General features: G+C 39.2%; 17 protein-coding genes and 3 pseudogenes. 8 read left to right on the top strand and 12 right to left on the bottom strand.

Translation table 11 applies throughout. The annotated features are described in order from the left end of the window. Positions 1-112 precede the first annotated feature (112 nt). From PR675_RS02265 to PR675_RS02245, 5 genes are all read right to left on the bottom strand, one after another. Positions 113-292: a hypothetical protein gene (locus tag PR675_RS02265; RefSeq protein WP_004919309.1), complete on the bottom strand. Its 180-nt coding sequence runs from the start codon at positions 290-292 to the stop codon at positions 113-115. A 206-nt stretch (positions 293-498) separates the two neighbouring features. Next, the gene (locus tag PR675_RS02260) at positions 499-1338 is read right to left on the bottom strand and encodes a siderophore-interacting protein (RefSeq protein WP_272582660.1); all 840 of its coding nucleotides are present in this window, start codon (positions 1336-1338) and stop codon (positions 499-501) included. Positions 1339-1504: 166 nt separating this feature from the next. Next, the gene (locus tag PR675_RS02255) at positions 1505-1684 is read right to left on the bottom strand and encodes a DUF2474 domain-containing protein (RefSeq protein ID WP_072197222.1); all 180 of its coding nucleotides are present in this window, start codon (positions 1682-1684) and stop codon (positions 1505-1507) included. Continuing rightward, entirely contained in the window at positions 1641-2651 is a 1011-nt protein-coding gene (gene cydB, locus PR675_RS02250) for a cytochrome d ubiquinol oxidase subunit II (protein WP_004919319.1), read from the bottom strand. The genes PR675_RS02255 and cydB overlap by 44 nt, the downstream gene beginning before the upstream one ends. Next, positions 2641-3978 carry a cytochrome ubiquinol oxidase subunit I gene (locus tag PR675_RS02245; protein ID WP_060561294.1) on the bottom strand — a complete coding sequence of 446 codons (1338 nt, stop codon included), beginning with the start codon at positions 3976-3978 and terminating at the stop codon, positions 2641-2643. Before PR675_RS02245 ends, cydB begins: the two co-directional genes overlap by 11 nt. Before the next feature lie 252 nt (positions 3979-4230). Here PR675_RS02245 and PR675_RS02240 point away from each other — a divergent pair, with 252 nt between their 5' ends. Together PR675_RS02240 and PR675_RS02235 are read left to right on the top strand one after the other, a co-directional pair. Continuing rightward, complete coding sequence (locus tag PR675_RS02240; protein ID WP_004919324.1) at positions 4231-5655, top strand: aminotransferase-like domain-containing protein; 1425 nt, start codon at positions 4231-4233, stop codon at positions 5653-5655. A 90-nt stretch (positions 5656-5745) separates the two neighbouring features. After that, positions 5746-6312: a HutD/Ves family protein gene (locus PR675_RS02235; RefSeq protein WP_004919326.1), complete on the top strand. Its 567-nt coding sequence runs from the start codon at positions 5746-5748 to the stop codon at positions 6310-6312. Here PR675_RS02235 and PR675_RS02230 read toward each other — a convergent pair. From PR675_RS02230 to PR675_RS02215, 4 genes are all read right to left on the bottom strand, one after another. Continuing rightward, positions 6309-6920: a LysE family translocator gene (locus PR675_RS02230; protein WP_004919327.1), complete on the bottom strand. Its 612-nt coding sequence runs from the start codon at positions 6918-6920 to the stop codon at positions 6309-6311. The two genes, PR675_RS02235 and PR675_RS02230, sit on opposite strands and share 4 nt — an antisense overlap. A gap of 384 nt (positions 6921-7304) precedes the next feature. Then, positions 7305-7868, bottom strand: a complete 564-nt coding sequence (locus tag PR675_RS02225; RefSeq protein WP_050979655.1) for a lytic polysaccharide monooxygenase — start codon at positions 7866-7868, stop codon at positions 7305-7307. A 511-nt stretch (positions 7869-8379) separates the two neighbouring features. After that, the gene (locus tag PR675_RS02220; protein WP_060561293.1) at positions 8380-8796 is read right to left on the bottom strand and encodes a structural protein; all 417 of its coding nucleotides are present in this window, start codon (positions 8794-8796) and stop codon (positions 8380-8382) included. A gap of 269 nt (positions 8797-9065) precedes the next feature. Continuing rightward, positions 9066-9623: a hypothetical protein gene (locus PR675_RS02215; RefSeq protein WP_004919334.1), complete on the bottom strand. Its 558-nt coding sequence runs from the start codon at positions 9621-9623 to the stop codon at positions 9066-9068. Between the two features lie 1247 nt (positions 9624-10870). On the opposite strand from PR675_RS02215, the gene dbpA reads away from it, so the two are divergent. After that, positions 10871-12244 (top strand): ATP-dependent RNA helicase DbpA, encoded by a 1374-nt coding sequence (gene dbpA / locus PR675_RS02210; RefSeq protein ID WP_040133080.1) that lies wholly within the window; start codon positions 10871-10873, stop codon positions 12242-12244. Between the two features lie 68 nt (positions 12245-12312). On the opposite strand, the gene PR675_RS02205 is transcribed toward dbpA, so the two are convergent. After that, positions 12313-13962: an alpha-keto acid decarboxylase family protein gene (locus PR675_RS02205; RefSeq protein ID WP_060561292.1), complete on the bottom strand. Its 1650-nt coding sequence runs from the start codon at positions 13960-13962 to the stop codon at positions 12313-12315. 125 nt (positions 13963-14087) lie between these two features. On the opposite strand from PR675_RS02205, the gene PR675_RS02200 reads away from it, so the two are divergent. The 3 genes and pseudogenes from PR675_RS02200 (at position 14088) to PR675_RS02190 (ending at position 16528) form a co-directional block, all read left to right on the top strand. Further along, positions 14088-14975 carry a LysR family transcriptional regulator gene (locus PR675_RS02200; RefSeq protein WP_004919341.1) on the top strand — a complete coding sequence of 296 codons (888 nt, stop codon included), beginning with the start codon at positions 14088-14090 and terminating at the stop codon, positions 14973-14975. Positions 14976-15063: 88 nt separating this feature from the next. Beyond that, a pseudogene (locus tag PR675_RS02195) lies at positions 15064-15731 on the top strand (IS3 family transposase); the annotation flags it as partial. A 317-nt stretch (positions 15732-16048) separates the two neighbouring features. Continuing rightward, the gene (locus tag PR675_RS02190) at positions 16049-16528 is read left to right on the top strand and encodes an Hcp family type VI secretion system effector (RefSeq protein WP_014658261.1); all 480 of its coding nucleotides are present in this window, start codon (positions 16049-16051) and stop codon (positions 16526-16528) included. A gap of 23 nt (positions 16529-16551) precedes the next feature. Here PR675_RS02190 and PR675_RS02185 read toward each other — a convergent pair whose 3' ends face one another. Together PR675_RS02185 and PR675_RS02180 are read right to left on the bottom strand one after the other, a co-directional pair. Then, positions 16552-16845: a DUF1240 domain-containing protein gene (locus PR675_RS02185; RefSeq protein ID WP_071599664.1), complete on the bottom strand. Its 294-nt coding sequence runs from the start codon at positions 16843-16845 to the stop codon at positions 16552-16554. A gap of 100 nt (positions 16846-16945) precedes the next feature. After that, positions 16946-17827: a hypothetical protein gene (locus tag PR675_RS02180; protein WP_014658263.1), complete on the bottom strand. Its 882-nt coding sequence runs from the start codon at positions 17825-17827 to the stop codon at positions 16946-16948. A gap of 203 nt (positions 17828-18030) precedes the next feature. Between PR675_RS02180 and PR675_RS02175 the strand changes: the two are divergent. Further along, positions 18031-18177, top strand: a pseudogene (locus PR675_RS02175) (DDE-type integrase/transposase/recombinase); the annotation flags it as partial. Next, positions 18119-18397 (top strand): annotated as a pseudogene (locus PR675_RS02170) (lipase family protein); the annotation flags it as partial. The pseudogenes PR675_RS02175 and PR675_RS02170, both read left to right, overlap by 59 nt.

Genomic DNA, 18397 nt, shown 5'->3' with positions numbered 1-18397 from the left:
TGCAAAAATATTTTTGGGGTGAATAGGGGGGTGGGTAAGATTGAGCTATTGGAAACTAAAAACAGGCCACGTTAATGGCTGTTTTTAGGGAAAAGTACTCGAAGAGAGGGCTTTAATAGTTGGGTTTTCTAATCTGCTGCTCTTTATAAATCTCTTGGTTTTTCTTGATTGTATTTAATACGCTATCTTCATATGGATCATTTTTCGGTTGACTATCCTTGTGAGCAGAATTGGGGGAAGTGGCGCATCCAGACACGAGGACAGCAATAATAACTAATAACCCTAAACGCATATAAACCTCCTAAAATGAAAAGGACTAACATAATTCAAAATATCAATTTTTAAAAACCAGCTGGCTAATCAATATATTTAATTTATGGATAAATAGCCAGATAGCATACTTTGAAGTTTTTATTCAATGGATTGTTTATGTGGAATCTTTACACAATAATAAAGTGATGGTGAATGCCATCACTTTTCATCAGTAGAGATTAAATATTAATCATCAGGATTATCCATCACATGATGTCTTTCTTGATGATAACCTTCTTCATCGTAACCATAACGCCAATAAGGTATCGCATAAATACTTTCACGACTACCCCCTTTTTCGCGGCGAATAAAACGGCGTAAATCGCGAATAATTTGGTCTTCCCCGGCAATCCAAAATGATGTATCTTCGGTCGGGATATCCCAAGATTTGAACGTATTAATTAGCTCATTATTTTTACTAATATCACCACAAATCCATATTACCTCGATACCAGTAGGTTTAGTTAATTCGCGAATATCGCCTTGGTGATCTAAACGTAAAACGACTTTACCTGTCGCATTTGCAGGCATTTTTTCGAGTAATGCTGCAATCGCTGGTAATGAGCTTGAGTCTCCTGCCATGAAATAGTGTTGCGTATGAGGTAATAATGGATCAGGCCCTCCTGGATTGGTGATCCCCATCCAGTGACCTTGTTCCGCATCGCGAGCGAATAAATATGCTGGTCCTGAAGCGCCATCATGCATGGCAAATTCAACGTCTATTTCTTTAACCTCTGGGCGGATTGCTCGAACGGTATATGTACGCACAAAGGGGCGTGGCTTATCTTCTGGCCAGCGGCGCCCTTGTTCACTGAGTATTGGTAATGCAGGCTCGCTTTTTAAATCAGGGGCGAGAAAAATTTTGATATGACCACCTTCACATTGTGTTGGATAGTCACCCAGTCTTTCTCCCGTAAAGGTAATGCTGCGAATAGAAGGGCTGATATCTGTAATGGATTTGACCTGAACAAGTTGCGGTGGCGCCGGGCGGTAAATATTCTTTTCGACGGGTTTGTCACTAGCCACAGGCGGTCTCCTTTTAGTTATGATAATGATAAAATTATTATTTGGTAATTGTTATCATTATCATATCATGGTTTTATTGAATATAAATAACCGGAAACCAAACATTTTTATATCCAAAAAAATGCCACATTCGTCAGAAACGAGTGTGGCATTTGTGTGAGGGGGATTACTTGACTTTCATCCCCGCGGCAGTCATTAACAACTTAAATACGGAAGAGAATGCAAATAGCGCCAGTACACTTCCTAACCAAATAATCGCCATCCAACCTATCTTTTTCCACCAAGGTGATGAAATAGCCTGATCAGTGGTAACCTTGGTCTGGGGTAATTTTTCCTCTGAAGACATAGTAACTCCAATAGGTATAAACCAAAATAATAGGGATAATAAATAGAGCGCCAACAAGCATAAAACCTAAACTTTCCATTGGCCCAGCCGCATCACGGAAACTGATGGCGGGTGGAATGAGATTTGGCCAAATACTGATCCCTAACCCCGTAAAACCAAGGAAAATTAATAGCAACGCAGCTAAGAAAGGAATGCTATCCCATTTTTGTCGTTTGGCGCTTTTTAGCATGACCCAAACACACCACACGACTAATAATGGAACTGGCAGGAAGAAAAAGAGATTTGGTAAGCTAAACCAACGGCTATAAATAGCCTCATTGAGAACAGGTGTCCATGCACTGATGATAACAATCACAGCCAACATCACGAGTGTTAATGGTCGCAATAAACGGTACATGGTTTGGCGCAAATGACCTTCAGTTTTCATGATCAGCCAACCGCAGGCCAGTAGTGCATAAGCAACCACTAAACCAAAACCACAAAATAGTGGGAACGGTGAGAACCAATCGAAATAGCCGCCCATATACACACGGTTTTCAACATGGAAGCCTTGAATAAAGGCACCAACAACGACGCCTTGAACAAAAGTGGCGAAAATCGAACCCCAAATAAAGGCGTGATCCCAATGTTTACGATGCGACTCATCCGCTCTAAAGCGGAACTCAAATGCCACGCCTCGGAAAATCAAGGCTAACAACATAAAAGTTAGAGGAATCGATAAGGCATCAAGCACAATGGCATAAGCGAGCGGGAAAGCGCCAAATAGCCCCGCACCGCCTAATACTAGCCAAGTTTCGTTGCCATCCCAAACCGGGGCGACACTGTTCATCATCAAGTCGCGATCTTGGCTATCTTTAAGGGCTGGGTACAAGATACCGATTCCTAAATCGAAGCCATCCATCACGATATACATCAAAATACTAAAGACAATGATGACAAACCAAATGAGTGGTAAATCAATGCCCATGAGCTGTATCCTCCTGGATCCCTTTACGAATTAATTTCATCATGTACATATAGCCGATACCGAACACACTGCCGTAAACAGCAAAGAAAGCCAGTAGACTAATACTCATATGCATTTCACCATGCGCACTGACAGCGTCCGCAGTTCTTTGTAACCCATAGACGACCCAAGGCTGACGACCTATTTCAGTGGTAAACCAACCAGCTAAGATAGCGATTAGCCCTGATGGCGCCATGACGAACATAAAACGCAAGAAAACTTTCGATTCATAAAGGTTTTTGCGATAACGCAGCCATAATCCCCAAACACCAGCCGCAATCATTAACAAACCTAGCCCTACCATGACACGGAATGACCAGAACACCATGAAGACATTTGGTCTATCTTCGGGTGGATAATCTTTCAACGCAGGAACTTGCTTATCAAGACTATGGGTCAAAATGATGCTCGCAAGATAGGGAATTTCGAGTGCGTATTCGGTTTTCTCTTTTTCCATATTAGGAATACCGAAAAGGATCAATGGGGTGGCTTCACCTGGTTTATTCTCCCAATGACCTTCCATAGCCGCGACTTTAACGGGTTGATGTTTTAGGGTATTTAACCCATGAGCATCGCCAATAAGGGCTTGCAGAGGCGCTAAAATTAAAATCAGCCATAATGACATGGAAAATATTTTCTTCATGGCAGAAGATTTATTGCCTTTGAGCAAGTGCCAAGCTGCTGAAGCACCAATGAAAAATGCGGCTGCAAGGAATGCCGCTGTGGTCATATGCAATAACCGATAAGGGAATGAAGGATTGAAAATAACGGCTAACCAATCAACGGGAACGATGCGGTTATCGATAATTTCAAACCCTTGCGGTGTTTGCATAAAGCTGTTTGATGCAAGGATCCAAAACGTTGAGATGATAGTACCGAGAGCAACCATGCAGGTTGCAAAGAAGTGCAATTTTTCACCAACACGGTTCATACCGAATAGCATGACACCAAGGAAGCCCGCCTCTAGGAAAAAAGCAGTGAGGACTTCATAAGTTAGCAATGGCCCTGTGATACCACCGGCAAAGTCGGAAAAAAAGCTCCAGTTAGTTCCGAACTGGTAAGCCATCACCAAGCCAGAAACAACCCCCATACCGAAATTGACCGCAAAGACTTTCGACCAAAAATGGAACAATTTTATATAATCACTATCCCGAGTTTTCAGCCACAAGCCTTCGAGTACCGCGAGGAAACTCGCCAGCCCGATGGTGATCGCTGGGAAAATAATATGGAACGAGACTGTAAACGCAAATTGTATACGAGCCAGTTCCAGCGCAGTTAGTCCAAACATATTGACCCCTGATTGGAATTGATAATGCGCACATCACAGTTTCGTTTTTTCCGTTAGCAATGTTGGTGCTGTTCCGTAGCAAAAATAATCATTGAAACGACAGGCTTGTGAAAAAAACCACAAACCTAACGAAAAAGTTTTGTGCTTATAGTTAAAAAAAAGTCAGGTGAATGTATGGATAAGTAGAACATGAGACGATAAACTATAATAGTAACAATTTTTGAGTTATTAACTATAACAGTTGAGGCGGATATGACGCGATACGAACAACTGGCTGCACAAATACGCCAACAGATTGAAGATAATATCTGGCAAGTTGGCGATAGATTACCGTCACTTAGGGAAAGTGTAAAACAATCAGGTTTGAGTTTAATGACAGTTGTACAGGCTTACCAATTGCTCGAAAGCCAAGGTTGGATCGCTGCAAGGCCACAATCAGGGTACTATGTTGCTCGTCGAAATACGAATTTTGCGGCAGCAAAGGGAGGAAAAGGCCTGCATCTTAATGAAAATGTTGAGATCAACGCCTCTATTTTTGGTGTTTTGCAAGCTTGTAAAGATCCTGACATTATTCCATTTGGCTCAGCATTCCCTGAACCGGCACTGCTTGATGAACCGAAATTAGGGAAAACTCTCGCGTCAGTGGCTCGGCGTTTAGCGAGGTTTAATACGACAGCGAATTTACCGCCGGGTAACGAGCAATTACGCCGTAATATCGCTCAGCGCTATGCCAGCCAAGGGATCCATGTTGCCCCCGATGAAATTGTGATCACGGCTGGTGCGATGGAATCACTAGTATTAAGCCTACAATCGGTAACCCAACCGGGAGATTGGGTGGTTATCGAATCACCTGCCTTTTATGGTTCATTACAGGCTATTGAACGCCTAAAATTAAAAGCGATCGCCATTAAAACAGATCCGTTATTTGGGATTGATTTGGACGCATTGGAAGATATTGCCGCAAAATACCCCATAAAAGCCTGTTGGTTAATGACGCATTACCAGAACCCACTTGGGGGCACGATGCCGCCAGCAAATAAAAAACGGCTGGTGGAGATCTTGAATAAAAATCAAATTGTTTTGATTGAAGATGATGTGTATGGCGAATTGTACTTTGGTAATCAACAGCCGATCCCTGCCAAAGCTTTAGATACTAAGGGTAACTTTTTCCATTGTTCGTCATTTTCGAAATGTTTAGCACCGGGGTATCGGGTCGGTTGGGTGGCAGCAGGACAACACGCGACAAAAATTCAGCATTTACAGATGATGAGTACTGTTTCTGCCAGCGTTCCAACACAGCTGGCGATCGCGGAGTACCTTACTCAGGGGGGATATGACAACCACTTGCGGAAACTACGTCAGACAATGGAGCAGCGGCAACACCAAATGTTAGGCGCAATCGCACAATATATGCCGCCTTCCGTTAAAGTGAATACGCCAAAAGGGGGCTATTTTTTATGGTTAGAATTCGAACCACCTTTTAATGCGGTACGTCTCTACCAATTAGCCCTTAAGGAAGGGATAAGCATTGCGCCTGGCAGTATGTTTTCAACCAGTGATCAGTTTAACCATGCGTTTAGACTTAATACTTCATTTACTTGGAATGAACAGTTAGAACAGGCGATGAAAACATTAGGGCGTTTATGTTATTCATTGATTACCGAGAAACGTGGTTAGTCACATTTTAAGTGTCGAAACATTGCCCTAAGTCACTAAGTTTGCCACTCTTAATTATCATAACGGATAATTGATTGCTCGGGGGAATGTATGAAAATTAAATGTTTTGATGCGGCAGAGTTACCCATTGAAGAATGGCAAGATAAGTGTGGGAACAGCGCTGAAGTTTTTTGTTGGCCTGTCGCATCTGACTTTTCGCTTCGAGTAAGCATTACACAAATCAATCAATCGAGTGTTTTAAAACAGCACGCTGAAAGTGAACAATTTTGTATTTCTTTGGATAATGGTCAACTGTCTATTCGAGATCAACAAAAGACTAAGCATTCCATGGCAAAAATTGGTGACGCTTTTCATTCCGAGGGGGAACAATTGATTGAACTTGAATTAAGAGGCTCCCCAGTCCGTTTACTTAACGTATCGGTTAACCCTGAGCGTTGGCGAGTTAAAAGCCATGTGATTGCACAAGAACAACGTTTGCCAATAGGGCAGGCAGGGATAGTGTATGTCTTAGCTGGAGAATGGGATGTCTCTGGGGCGAACTGTAAAATTATGGCCGTTAATCAAGGGGGCTGGTGGCTACCTGACATTGGGGAAGGGCATATTACGCCTCGTGTGGCAGGTAGCAAATTAATTTGGGTTGATATTACAGCCTGTTAGCTATTGGCTAAGCCAATCGCCGCGAGTGACAACATGCCTCCAGCAACGCCTTCCGTTAGACGGCGACGCTTATCGCTGTAATTTCCTTTTTTATGTACGGTGGCAAATACCATACCAATCATGCCATAAATCACGATACATGAGGCAATAAAGGACGTTGATAAAATAATAGACTGAATAGCAACACTGTCCGAAGAGTGAATAAAATTAGGTAAAATGGCAAAGTAGACTAAGAGTCCTTTGGGGTTAAGAAAGCTAGTTAGAAAACCTTTCAGAATGACACCTTTAGATGACGCTGATTTTAGCGTTATCTGGCTTGGTTTCATGGCAGATAAGATCATTTTTATGGCTAAATATGCGACATAAGCGACACCGACCCATTTAATAGTATTAAATAAGCGTGGTGACGCAGCCACTATCGCAGCGAGACCTAAAGCGGCTAGGATAGCATGCATAATATAGCCCGAGATAATGCCAATATTAGCTTTCCATACAGCAGATACGCCTCCCGATAGCCCTTGCGAAGAGATAAAAAGAATATCAGGACCCGGTGTACAAATAAGAGGGATCACCGTCGCACTAAACAGAATAATTGATTGTAGCTCCATCTGTATGCCTCATAGATATCATTTGATTATTGTTGTTGAGTTTAGCAAGTTAGCTTGAGGGAAATTATAATGATTTCATTGTAATATTTGGTCATTTTATGGGTAATAATGGATTTTAAATTTAGCATTGAATATCAAAAATCGTTAAACTATAGGAAAATAATGCCAATCAAATAGATACGGGTAAGTTGGCTTGCTCAAACTTTATTAAGGAAGATGCAAGAGGGTTAAATTACTGGCTAAATCACAAGGCAAAAAAATACACTTAATATTCAATGAACTAAGTCATTAACTATTAAATGTATGATAGGTTAAAATATAAAAAGTACTTATTTTTTATTAATAGGTTATTTCATCAATTAGGGTAAGCTATTTTTAGCCAAACTATTTCATATTAGCATCGATTACTTGATAAAAAGCGTTGGCTGTATCCGCAATCGTCCAGACACCAAGAATAATTTGGTATCCTGTACGTTTTGGAATATTACACTCTATTCTTACGTTATTTTTGGGTACATTTCCTCTATCTTGTTGTTCACAAAACGGTTTTAAATCAAAATCATTACGTGTTAATGGTTTATTTGGATCCCAATTTTGTTTAGTGATAAAAAATTGCCATGATGTCGTTCTGTGTGATGCAGTTAATGTCCAAGAAAATACATTTTTACCACTAGATACATTCACTTTATGCCAACGACTGTTCGACTGTTCATTTAACTGAGAAAAATTGGCATTACCTCCACTTGCGATTTGACCATCCTTTGGCCCCCTTTCTGGGAAACCTTTAGGGCCTTCAACCGATTGAGGCTCATATTGAACGGCACCACACATTTTATTTAAATTGCCACCCATGGATGAACAAAGAAAAGCGCGGCTTGGTGGATTATCGATATAACCATGGCGAAGTACGTTATTATCAGCTAATGCTGACATTGAAAGGAAAAGCATTGATATAGCAATAAATGTTGTTCTCATAGAAGTATCCTCATGTAAAAATTAACAACCATATTTAAATGATGTATAACCTATAAAGAATGAACTCTCTGTTGTTATTTTATTAAACTAATTCGGTTATCTAGATGCGTATACTTTTTATTATGTGTTTATCAAAAGCTAATGAAAAATATTGAAAATAGCCCAACTAAAAACATAAATTATCACTAGTAGATACTAAAATGTTGGCTATTGTTTTTTCTCTATTACCATCCCCTCTTTTTAGGAAAAGAGTAGTTAATATTTATCAAAGATAAATAAAAGTATTAAAATGCATTATGAGGGCAAATAACTCTCACATACAGTTTGCTCAGTCAATATATGTATTGTTTTTGTCTATGGCCTCCTAAATTATACAGAATGGTGAAATTTTCATAAAACATACTGATGAGAAAGTGGCTTTAAATATGCCATATAGTCTTATTTCGTCAGCTTATTGATCAGTTAACCAACAGTGCCGATACCATCATAGCAAGTTCCACGCTCTTTCAAATGTTTCATCATCATAAGGTTGTGTTCCATTTTCATGCTTAATAATCGATTTAGCGAGTTTTATTAAAATTGATTTGTTTTCAAGATTAATAAATGTATTGGGGGATACATTTAGCGCTTTAGCAATATCATTAATATAATCGCTTGTTTGATTTTCATTGCTAGGTGCCCATCGACTAATTAATTGAGATACGGTTTGCAATGAGTATCTACGTTGATAGGTACGCAGTAACGCGAATAGTGCTCTGATACCATATTCTGAAGATTCAAATCGACAAAATCGTTTTTCAATAGATTTATCGTGTGGTAGTTGCCCCTTCCAATGATTGGCTTCATTGTATTCAATGTTACCGGGGTTATTGTTTCTGATGCCTCGAGAGATTTTAATCATGGATAAATTCTCCAATTCTAATGTTTAAATAAAAATGATACGAACATTTTTAATTAATCTATCAGTCCTAAGTAATAGGATTTATATTTATGTAATGATTTTAATTATATTAAAAAAGTGTTGGCGCAAATTATTAAAATTAAGTCATAAGACTCAATGAGCAGAAGAATACTGCTCATTGAGTAATACAAAGAGAAAATGAGATAAATTAAATTATAGATAAAATCATATTTACGATTAAATCAAATAAGTAAAATTGATTTTTATTACTATAAATAAATTACCGAATTATTATCTGATGTTGGCAGTGAATTACCATCATGATCAGCTGCACCTGTGTCAATATTAGGGGTTGCTGCGCTAGCAAGGCTAAATTCATTTCCTTCACTATTGGTTACCTTAAGAATATTAACATAGGCCATTGCAGTAACTTCCACATTAGGATATATGCCAGTTACATTCATATCAATATGAACCTTTCCGTTAATTTGTTGAGTAGTTGATAGCTCATCTAAGGTTGCGTGTATTTCTTGTCTATGAGTTTCGACACTAAAGTTAGCTGAAACCCACGCAAAGAAAGCAGTAAGACCTGCGCCAAATTTATATTCATTAAGCAGCTGTTGATACTTAGCCGACGATTCAAGGCTAATAATACTAAAATCCATGTCACCTTGTAATCGAACAACAGCGCCTTGGCCTGAGACAGTCGCAGAAATACCTCTCATCATTCCTTTCTTTTTTGAAACCTGCCAAGAACTCACATTACTATTGTTTGTCTTTACTGCTCCAATTGCAATATCGTTTATTTCGGAGAATGTTGTAGTCATTTTAATACCCTTAGTTTTAAATAAAGTGATGTTGTGGTGCTATTAAATAGATTAGTGGTTTATGCTATAAAACCACACACTATCTAATGGCAATAATACTATTTGATATATTGTATTGATAATGTGATCGATAACGGATTTTTGTGTTGTTATATTGTTTCTAATTGAGATAAATATTCAAATTATTGTTTTTTTTGAGTATTTAGATCAAAATACTTATAGCCAAGTATTTTTACTTGAAGGATTTATTTTCACTGTCAGCGATATTTGCGGATAGTCTTGTAATTTTTTGAAAAATAACTAATTTAGTTGAGTGTTCTACTTGTTGTTTTATCTGATAAAATATGGCTGTATCGTTTCTTAGCTTGATGTTTATAGAGCGAGGTAGCGTGCGATTTCGAGATATTATGCTTTTAAATATGGGAATGATGGCAGATGGTGTCAAAACCATGGCGAATGACTTTGCTAACGTCACTATATAGTTTTTTTAAAAAATTATAATTATTTGGTATTAATTTTGGTGATCCTTCTTTTAGTTGAAGATTAATGGGAAGGTGTGTTTTATCATTATTTTATAAATAGAGGGTAATAATTTTTATCACTATTAATGCTAGCAAATGAGAGACTTGTTTCTCATGAACAAGATTCAGATACCGTATTGAGTATTTGGGGAGCCTCAAACCTTAGGGGAATTGCTGTATTTATCATGCTTAGTCATTATTGTGGATTTTTCAATTGAAAGCTTGCTTACCAATAGGTGCTTTTTGATTACGTCAAAGAGAACAAATCAAATCAATTGTATGATATAAAAATATCGCCATGTACCATTAATAATCTCAAACATAAAGCACCATTATTTTAATATCGAAATGACTACTTCGATCTATAGCGATAAAGGTAGATAGCCACAATATTACTCATAATATGCTTCAATGAATATTTCCTGAAATTTATACTAGGTCATTTTAGTGTTAACAATGACTAAAATCATAGCGTATCATTTAACAGCAAACATAAAAATGATAGTCGACGATTCGGCTTACTCTCCGTAAAACTTAAGATAGGCGCTTAGTCGCAAAATAGAACTACGAATGAAACCAGTGCGACCTTCTTCTTGATGGATAGATTATGTCCATGTTGCGAACTTGGCTGGCAGTGATTGATGTAAATTCCTCACGACACGTCAGAGAAGGGATAGTATCATGACCAGCCATTAGCTTTTTTACATTTTATTCGGAATTTTCATTGTGACCTCATTTGCTGAACTTAACACGCTACCTGAAGAACAACTTGCTAACCTTACTGAGCTAGGTTACGTAACAATGACGCCAATTCAAGAGGCTGCGTTACCAGCGATCCTTGCAGGCAAAGACGTCCGTGCTCAGGCAAAAACGGGAAGTGGTAAAACCGCTGCTTTTGGACTGGGTCTGTTACAACACATCGATGCGAAACAGTTCAGTACACAATCACTGGTATTGTGCCCGACTCGAGAATTAGCAGATCAAGTCGCGAGCGAACTGCGCCGCTTAGCACGTTATATGGCAAATATTAAGATCTTAACACTTTGTGGTGGTGTGCCATTTAGTGTGCAACGAGATTCCTTAATCCACGCGGCTCATATCATTGTTGCCACGCCGGGGCGACTTCTTGACCACTTGAACAAAGAAACCGTAAAACTGGATACATTACAAACATTGGTATTAGATGAAGCAGATCGCATGCTGGATATGGGATTTGCTGATGATATTGATGAAGTGATCAGCTATGCGCCCATTAGCCGTCAAACACTATTATTTTCAGCTACGTGGCCAGAAACAATTACAGCAATGAGCCAGCGTATCCAACGTAATGCAATAACGATTGAAATCAATTCAGTTGATGAATTACCTGCTATTGAACAACGGTTTTATGAAGTCGCTCGTCATGAAAAAATAGATTTATTACAAAAACTGTTAAGCCAACAGCAACCCGCATCTTGTGTGGTATTTTGTAACACAAAAAAAGATTGCCAAGCGGTGTATGATGCACTAAATGAGTGCCATCAAAGTGTTTTAGTATTGCATGGTGATATGGAACAACGTGAGCGAGATCAAACGCTTGTTCGTTTTGCTAATGGCAGTAGTCGTGTATTAGTTGCAACCGATGTGGCGGCTCGTGGGTTGGATATCAAATCATTGGAAATGGTAATTAACTATGAATTGTCATGGGATCCAGAGGTGCATGTTCATCGCATTGGTCGTACAGCGCGTGCAGGTGAAAGTGGGTTAGCGATTAGCCTTTGTGCTCCTGAAGAAGCTCAACGCGCTAATGTGTTAGAAGAAATGTTAAATATAAAGCTTAACTGGAAGTCAGTACCAACCGGCTTAACTATCACACCACTTGATGCTTCAATGGTAACACTGTGTATTGATGGTGGTAAAAAAGCGAAGATGCGACCTGGCGATATTCTTGGGGCGTTAACAGGAGATATTGGCTTGGCAGGGGATGATATTGGTAAAATTACTATTCATCCAATGCATGCATATGTCGCAATCAAACAGTCTGCTGCACGCCATGCTTGGAAACAATTGCAGCAAGGAAAAATTAAAGGTAAATCCGTTAAAGTAAGATTGTTAAAATAAAACTAGCAATATAGGCAACCATTAGCCGTGTGGTTTGTATGACATGGCTAATGGTAGGTAATCATTACTTAAAATGAATACAGAGATTCAATGGATTGACCGAGTTTTTCTGCCAGCTCAGAAGATGCATATCTATCCATCACAACCTCAATATATGCCGCACGATTTTGCGATTCAGCCATATTAATTGCGGCATCTAACTCATCGCAACGGGTGACCTTTTGGCAATACCAATCTTGGCAACCAAGTGCAGCAGGTAATTGGGCATAGTGCCATTGCGGTAAGTCATTATAGTAGGCTTCAGGATCTTTACAGAGTAAGCGTTCAATAAGATAACCATCATTATTAAGGACAAAAATAATGGGTTTTAAGCCAAAGCGAGCGAATTGGCTAATCTCTTGGGCGGTTAACTGATGAGAACCTTCACCAGTAATTAAGATAATACGGCGATTAGGTTCAGCTATTGCAGCACCAAAAGCCGCAGGTGTTGCCCAACCAATAGAGCCCCAGAGTGTTTGGTTATGGAATTGTGCATTTTGTGGAAGCAGAGCAAAACCTAATCCCATCGATGCTGTACCTGTTTCCGCGATAATAATATCGTCTTTTTTGAACATCTGCTCAAGTCGCGGATAAAGATAGTTTGCAGTAATTTGCCCATTTTCCCCCTGAACTGGCGTACCGAGACCTTGAGCTTTTATCCCTTGGTGATGCAATGAAGGAGCAAGCTCTTTGAGCTTAACCAGTACATCTTGCATATAGACTTGAGGATAGATAGCAGAGCCCACTTTCACATGGTCGGCAAGGATATTAATTCGATGCTCAGGGAGAATAGTAGCGGTAAAGCTACCAGAGTTAAAATCGGTAAGGACAGCTCCAATTCCCAGCACGCAATCACAACTTTCGACAAATTCACCTACTTGTGTATTCATTAATTTGCCGTTATAGATCCCCATATAAGTTGGATTGGATTCACTGACAATGCTTTTATCCATAAACATGGTGGCGTAAGGTAACCCAGTCTTATCAATAATTGCTTGCACTTCATTAGCATAGCCTAATCGCGCACTTAAAATACCAGGAATTATGCAGGCTTTTTGGCTTGAATTTAGCTTTTCTAAAATAGCCGTAACGGCGGCTGATAGTGACTCATTATTACTTTTATGAATAATAGGGGTATCAGTATTTTTATCTGTAACGACTGGCATGACCGCATAATCTGCGGGTAAACCAATATAAACAGGACGGCGTTCACGTAGGGCCGTTATAATTAAGCGTTCGGTTTCGGCAATACAGTTTTCAGGGGTTAAAATTGCGTGAGCGCAGCTTAGGTGTTGACTCATTTGATAAAAAACATCGAAATCACCATTGCCGAGCGTATGGTGAACGAGTTTATGGTTTTTTTGTACACCACTGGCAGGCATACCAACTAAATGAAAGATAGGAAGATGTTCTGCATAGGAGCCTGCAATGCCGTTGAGTGCGCTTAATTCTCCTACACCAAATGTGGTTGAAAGTGCAGCGGCACCTTTAATACGAGCATATCCATCAGCTGCATATGAGGCATTGAGTTCATTACAATTACCAATCCAACGCATATTGTTACTTTCACAGACCGCATCTTCTATGGGGAATGCGTAATCACCTGCGACGCCAAAAATATCATTGATGCCGATCTCATTTAAGCGTGCTAAAACATGTTCGATGACGGTTTTATTCATTATATTATCTCCTAATGATCACGTTAGCCGATAATTCTGCTTTTTATTAGTTCTAACGTAGATCTTTCTTTAGTGGAAATTATTTATAATTATTCCATCTATAACAAAAACTCATAGGAGCAGACATGGATATACGTTCATTGCGTTATTTTGTTGAAGTGGTACAGCTAAATGGGTTTAGCCGAGCAGCAGAACGTTTATTTGTGACCCAACCTGCGATTAGCCGTAGCATTCAAAAGTTAGAGCAAGAGCTTGGTTATACATTATTAGTGAGAGAAAACGATGGAGTGAGACTGACGGATGAAGGCGAAATTTTATTGAGTCATGCAAAACAAATACTCAAACAATTTAATAGCATGAATAAGGCGTTAAAAGAGAAAGAAGGGCCTCTGTCCGGTATTTTGAATGTAGGATTACCACCTGTCATCGCGTCAACTTATTTTGCGGATATCATCATGGCATTTAGTCGACGTTACCCACAGGTGGAATTAAAAATTTTGGAGCTAGGCACGCATAAGATGATGGAGGCGATGTTAAACGGCGAGGTGGAGACCGCGGCAGTGATGCTGCCTTTCGACAATGAATTGTTTGACTTACACGTTTTTTCGTCAGATCGATTGATGCTGTTAGTGAGTGAACAGCATCCGCTAGCTATGCGTAACTCGGTGAAGTTTGCAGAGCTTATTGATGAGCCGTTTATTTTCTTCTCTGAGGACTTTCGCATAAATGAGTTAGTCATGAGCGCTTGTGGGATCTATGGAAAAAAACCGGTTATTGCTGGGCGCAGTAGCCATTTAGATCTTGTAACAGCGATGGTAAGGGCAGGGGTTGGTGTAACATTATTACCAGATAGTATGTGGAATAAAACACGTGCAGATGGTTTGTCAATTATTCCTGTAATAGAGCCTGTACTCTCTTATGAAGTCGCTTTAGCAACATTGAAAAATAGTCATCAAAGCCGCAGGGCAAAAGCTTGGAATGCGCTGGCAAAAGAAATGTTAAACATCCAATAATGAGGCATTGATGGCAAAAATGTTTTTTATAGAAAGAAAAATGATTGTATAGCCACTTTCTCTTAAGGATAAGGAACAAGAAGACTTATTCGGGTTTAAAAAGCTATTTCAGGTTTTGCGCAGGCAGGGCAATGAGTGGGATCATATGCGGGTTCACCGGATCTATTGTCCGTTGAAGCTGAGCTTTCGCCGTAAAGGCAAACAACATCTGCCTGTGCGTAATCCAGCACCACTGGCAACGCCGGAGGCACTGAATCAGAGCTGGTCGGTTGATTTTATGCATGATGCGCTGATCTGCGGCAGGCGTTTCCGGACGTTCAATACCGTGGATGATTTTAATCGTGAAGCCCTGGCGATAGAAATTGCTCTGGATATCCCGGCACAACGCGTTGTCCGGGTATTGGACAGAATAGTTGCAACACGCGGATATCCGGTAAAAATGCGGATGGATAATGGTCCGGAGCTTATATCATTGACACTGGCGCACTGGGCGGAAGAGCATGGTGTGATACTGAAATTTATTAAACCGGGTAAACCGACTCAGAATGCCTTTATCGAGCGTTTTAACCGGACATACCGGACTGAAATACTGGATTTTATCTGTTTCGGACACTGAATGAAGTACGGGAAATCACGGAACGCTGGCTGAGGGAATATAACCGAGAGCGACCACATGAATCCCTGAATGATCTGACACCGGAAGAATACTGGTTATTAGCTGAAAATAACGAAATCTCAAAAAGTGTGTGGAACTGAAACGGGTGTACTTACATACCTGCCGCTCGGTCAAATTGAGTTGAGATACAGCGTCACGCTGCCGTAATCGTTTTTCACTAATAGCTTGAATAACATTGATCCGACTTAATTCTTTATCCGACATAGTTACCAACATTTTGAATGTACTTATCGTGGCAAAAGGTTTTATCCTTTATGCCGCAAAAAGTGACATTTCTAAATTGCTAAAAAGTGACATTACTAAATTGGTGCTACACCAAAAACTGGGATAAGATAATACTCTTAACTTAAATTGATGTGGTTGTTATGCATCTCAATTATCATTAAAAGGGAGTGTTATGGCATATCCGATATATTTAATGTTGAAAGGTAAAAATCAAGGTTTGATTTCGGCGGGATGTTCATCTCAGGATTCAATTGGTAATCGTTACCAAATTGGTCATGAAGATGAAATTCAAGTTATTGGGGTTCACTATGGTTCTTTTCGTGAACAGAATGCCTCATATAAACCCATTGTGTTCACTAAACCTATTGATAAATCTTCTCCCTTGCTGTCTGTTGCGCTTGATAATAATGAAGTTCTAGAGGCTAGTTTTATTTTTTATCGAACGAGTCAAAGCGGACAACTTGAAAAATATTATGAAGTCAAGCTAACAGGGGTTTCATTGATTGAAATCTCTGACATATTTCCTGATTCAATAAAAGATAATGAATCAATGCCTTTTCAGCGGATTCAGATGAAATATGAATCTATATCTAGAAGTCATTTAATGGCAAATACATCAAGCTACAGTATTAATAGTGAGATGGTTAAGTAGTTTTTAGCATCAAAAGATATGTACTACTTACACATATCTTTTGATATAACGTATTCATTTGGTGAGAAAATAGATGATTTGTAGCATGTGTAGTAGCCTTTTGAGGTTAAATCAATACTGACATAGGTCGAAAAGAAAAAGCTAAACACCATGCCTATTATAAAGATAACAGCGAAAAATCCAGCTATCCTATTATTCATTTTTTGTAGTTCTTTTTTATATCCCAATATAAAACTATAATATGAAAAATATAGTATCAAAGGAGCTGAAAAACACAGGAACCCTGTTTGAAATGAGAATAGAATTCTAGGCTTCATTTGAAAGTAATCAATATAATATGTTGTTGATAGATAGATCCCGAAGATTGCTAAAAGTAAAAGCGCTATAGATGATAAGATTAACTTTGTGGGCTCTAATTTAACCACGACTAAATCTCCCCCACAGAGTAAAAAATTGGTCTGGATGGTAAGGTGTTTCTGGTTTTCTTGCTCTGTGAGTTTTTAAGCCTTTAATGATAGTTGCACTAATTTGGAATTCATCATCTAACCAGTACAATAGTACCCCTACGGATACACCTACAGCAAACACCCCTAAAGCTACAAGTATGACACTTGTTCCAGTCGTTAAAGCAGCAGTAGTTAAACCTCCAGTTATGGCTGTCGTTATTTGAGTGCTGATAGCTAGCTTTGCCATGTCCATGGTTATATTCACAAAAAAATCAACCAAGGTATATTCATTCTTGAATATTAATTCAACAGTTCTATAAGCCGCTGAGAAAACTATCGCAAAGCGAGCTGCGCCTACAGAAATATTATTCATGCCTTGAGTGCCTACTCCCATGTATAAAATACGAGGGTTGTTGACTAAATAACGAGTTCCATTTAAGTATGCTCTTATTCCAGCATGGCCTGATAGGCGAATATAAACATTACCGTTTGGTCCTGTATATTGAGTTGCTCTGATATTGAGATTCCCAAACTCGTTAACAATTCTGTCTATTCTGTAGGCTTCATAAATATTTCCTGAAAATGAAGATATTATATCTCCAATGCCAAATAGTGTTTCTTTCGGATCTTTGAAAGGGGTTGGAGTCGATAGATTCTTTAAAAGATAATCAGCTTCTTCAATGGTGATAACTGCTGCGACATTATCATCATCTTTTTCATCATTAAGAATGGATTTAATTTTTAGTAAGCTAGTTTTATAGTAAAGTTCATCATAATTAGGTGCTTCTTCGAAACTAAATTTTGCGTCCGCATCAATGAGCGTTTTTGATATAGGGTCGTATTTATACGCCATATGGTTCTTCCTTTAATTTAGGTTATGGGGAGAAGTATAGCATTAATGACGCTGTTTATTCGACAATAAAACCCCTAAAACCCCTAAAACCCCTAAAACCCCTAAAACCCCTAAAACCCCTAAAACCCCTAAAACCCCTAAAACCCCTAAAACCCCTAAAACCCCAATGTGGTACTAATCAAAACGGAGCGAAGCGACAGAACCAACAAGATCATCGTAATATTAAACGACGGATACGCCCGATGCTCGGCTTTAAATCTTTTCGTCAGGCACAGACACGACTCACTGGCATTGAAATCGTCTCGATGTTACGTAAACAGCCCTCTAAGAACGCTTCGAGGGGAGGCTAACTCAACCGTTAAAACTAATTTTCAATCAAACGGTTATGGTTATCGCCATGCCGTCATTGGCGAACTGTGTGATAAAGCGCCTAATATCGAAAAGTGGGAGCAAGCACGATTTGGATTACCCCATTATCATTTTCCCAAAGAAGATGAATTCAACGGATTGAAGTTCATGGGCGAAGATTTTAATCAACGTCATGTGATAGAAGTCTGTCCATTTAGAGCA

Origin of the sequence: Providencia sp. PROV261 (assembly GCF_028477945.1) — a bacterium.
Lineage (GTDB): Bacteria > Pseudomonadota > Gammaproteobacteria > Enterobacterales > Enterobacteriaceae > Providencia > Providencia stuartii.
This window is presented reverse-complemented; position numbering and strand designations above follow the sequence as displayed.